The sequence below is a fragment of the Schlesneria sp. genome (assembly GCF_036405755.1).
GTDB classification, from domain to species: domain Bacteria; phylum Planctomycetota; class Planctomycetia; order Planctomycetales; family Planctomycetaceae; genus Schlesneria; species Schlesneria sphaerica.
The window spans coordinates 1-3,007 of the sequence record NZ_DASWWZ010000714.1 but is presented as its reverse complement, the minus strand read 5'-3'; the positions used below and the strand labels follow the sequence as shown (position 1 = coordinate 3,007).

Sequence of the window (3,007 nt, the reverse complement as noted above, 5' to 3'; positions counted from 1 at the left end):
GAGCACATTCTGAACTGAATCCACGGCGATTGGTTCCGCGCCCCACAGTCATCTGCATTCCGGCCGACGCGGCAGGAGGACACGTTTCGCTGCCGCGTGTGACGAACTTCCAACACGAATCAGTCACGCCGCGGATCGCGCTGCGCGAACAAGTGCGCTTTCCAGTAGTGGACGGTCTTTGCAATCGCCGTGATGACGTTCTTGATTTCCCGTTTGACGGTAAACCTGGGGCCGGCGGGGAGATACAGAATATCCCCTTCGCGTCGTACCATCACGTTCTCGACGATGATCGCACGCATCAGCCAGACCGCCATCTCCTCGCTCTCGCAGATCACGCCAACCCATCCGGGACTGCGACTGGTAATCAGTGGCAGTCCCGTCACCATGCGTATCCCTCGTTCGATCTCTCGCACGACAGCTCGATATTCTTCGGGTTCTGCCAGAACTTCGGCAGCCGTGACCGCCTCCAGCAACGTTCCTCGATGTGGTGGCCCCCCCGCGAGGGCCAGATCACAGAAACTCGTCCAGATTTCGTCCCAAGCTACGTTCCCATCACTGTCATACTTCAGGCCGGCCGTGCCCATCGAAGTTGGGGCAACGCTCTCATACTGCCCTTGATATTCCGGGGGCAACATTGAGTTCAGCTTGCGGTCCAGTTCCTCAAGCTCGCGAGCAGCTTCAGGCGTCATCTCCGCCTCGCTTACCCGGTTCTTGCCAGCAAGCAACTCAACATTCTTCAACTGTGAAACGAACTCCAGATACAACTGCAGCGACGCATCAGAACAGCCTTCCTGCTGCTTACTTGATAACCGATCGAGCAGGCTCGGATGCACGAGTGACGGGCTGACTAAGGAGACGGAGACCCCCAACGGTCGCGCGACTTCGAGAGATTCTCTCTCAAGATCAGCGTGTGACTCCCCGTCGCCAAGCCACGTAACGATCAGCACGTGTCGGGCCCCCTCCTTTGCTGCGTGAGTGATCGCACGGGAGACGCCGGGACGAGCTTCATTCCAAAAGGCATACGTCGCACTTGGACCGGGCAGTTCGCGAGAGAGCAGGTATGCAATTCTCGGCAGATCTGCATTTGCGATCGGGTCACGAGTTCCATGTCCGACAACCACCAGTCCCGCGGTTGACGGTTCATACCCAGCCTGAACAGTCGATTCGGTGGCAATTTGTTTCAGCCAATCGGTCCACTCCAGCCATGACAAGGGTGCTGCCACATGGAAATGGACGTCCGACACGGCCTCTCTGATGGCGAGTAACATTCGAGCAAGGCGCAGCGACTCATTGAGCCGACTCGTCCCTAACGGCAGGACGACGATCCGACGAAGGCCTTTCTTCACGAACGACTGAACGAGCGAGATAGCCGATTCGACCGGATCGTCAAGAAAGCAGACTCCTGCAGCCTGTCCCAGGCGGGTTTCCAGGGCCGTGGCCAAACTGATGATGTCTGAACGATTCCACTGCGTCCCAAACTCGACCGGAATCACGATTGTACCGGACTTCGACGTCATATCGCTTCGCCTCAAGATACGAGCCTGAATCAGAAATCGGCAACAATTGCAGCACTTCCAGCCGTGCTGATGTCGTCATCGATTGCTCAAGATGAAATAGGAAAATGGTCTCAGACACCGGTTTTCCATGCCTGGTTTGTACGGGAAGGAGTGACCCTTGAAAAGCGATTGCATTTCTGATCGGGCCGCTCACCCCTCGCTGCGGACTGCAAAGGCAACGTTTATTGAACGCCCTCCACCCCATCTCGTAAACCGCCAACGTGCCAGCGCGTTTAAAACTGATCCACTATTCACGGACTTATGGAGCTTTCACAGCAAGGAGTATCAAGTTTGCGTCAGTAAACGTCGAAGTTGATGATTCCGGTGACTCTACCGGATATTTCGTTTGTAACGTCCCTGACAGTACCGTCGGAGAAAGATGTCGGAAACGGCCGCCTGAACAAAAGAATCGCTCATCTCAATGTTCGCTCGCCGCAGCGGAGCTTCCGTCGCCAGTTCAGGCTACCGGGAGGCCCTTCGTTCGCGGGAAGCGAGCGTTGCCGGTGCTCGGCGAAACCAGTCATGTCAATTTGTGCTCATGCTTGTTTCCCAAGTCGTTCAGGTGACTGGACAAAGAGATCCCGCAAGTTCTTTTCATGGTCCACCGGTGCTTCTTCCAGCATGGTCGCACCGTGACACATGAGAATCCTGGCCAATCCCTTGCCGCTTCTGACTGTATTATGGCACTGTTTTCGATGAGAGGTGTATCTCAATGAAGTACCTGATCATGGGGGTGCTCACCGCATCCTGGTTGGGATTCTGGACCGAAGTCGCTTCAGCTCAGCGAACTTCCGATCGTGCCGTGCGGCGAGCCTCTGCCATCGACGAATCTGCTGACAGCGACGATCCTTCCGTTTTCAATAACCTCCCTGAACCGGCACTTCCCCCGGGTTCGCTGAATGATGTTCCCTCAGGGACTGATCCCGGGGTTCCGCCGACGTTCTTTGAACTGAGTACCGATGCGGCCCCGCCATCCACTCGGTTTGGAGCGTATGGTGATACCTACGACGATCCTCGAGGATTCAAGTATTCCTGGAATCCCGACCAATGGGCCAAAGTGGGTGCGGCACTCCGTGCCTCATTTAACTCGCAAACTCGTCCCTCGCCGAATGACCTCGGCAGCTATTTCACGCTGAACAATATGCGACTGCTGACAAGTGGTCAGGTCACAAAATATGTCGGGTTCGAACTCAACTCGGATATCAATCTTTCGGAAACGGTCACTCCACAGGCACTGACCGTCCCGACCTCCTTCAGCCTGCTGGATGCCATCCTCAAACTGGAGACGAGCGACTACTTCAACGTCTGGCTGGGACAATTCCTTCCGCCATCTGACCGCTCAAACATCGACGGACCTTTCTTCGTGAACGGCTGGGATGTTCCTTTCGTCTCCAACTATCCGCAGATCATCGATGGTCGTCAGATGGGGGGTGCCTACTGGGGCACCTGGC

Annotated in this window: 1 protein-coding gene and 1 pseudogene; one reads left to right on the top strand and one right to left on the bottom strand. The window is 55.9% G+C overall.

Annotated features, from left to right (window positions below; genetic code table 11):
• Positions 1-119: 119 nt before the first annotated feature.
• Positions 120-1,517 carry a sirohydrochlorin chelatase gene (locus tag VGE80_RS23460; RefSeq protein ID WP_440594341.1) on the bottom strand — a complete coding sequence of 466 codons (1,398 nt, stop codon included), beginning with the start codon at positions 1,515-1,517 and terminating at the stop codon, positions 120-122.
• Positions 1,518-2,268: 751 nt separating this feature from the next.
• On the opposite strand from VGE80_RS23460, the pseudogene VGE80_RS23455 reads away from it, so the two are divergent.
• Positions 2,269-3,007 (top strand): annotated as a pseudogene (locus tag VGE80_RS23455) (hypothetical protein); the annotation flags it as partial.

Bases quoted from the DNA above. Each gene is read 5' to 3' on its own strand.
- VGE80_RS23460 (WP_440594341.1), bottom strand. From the start codon at position 1,517: ATGACGTCGAAGTCCGGTACAATCGTGATTCCGGTCGAGTTTGGGACG.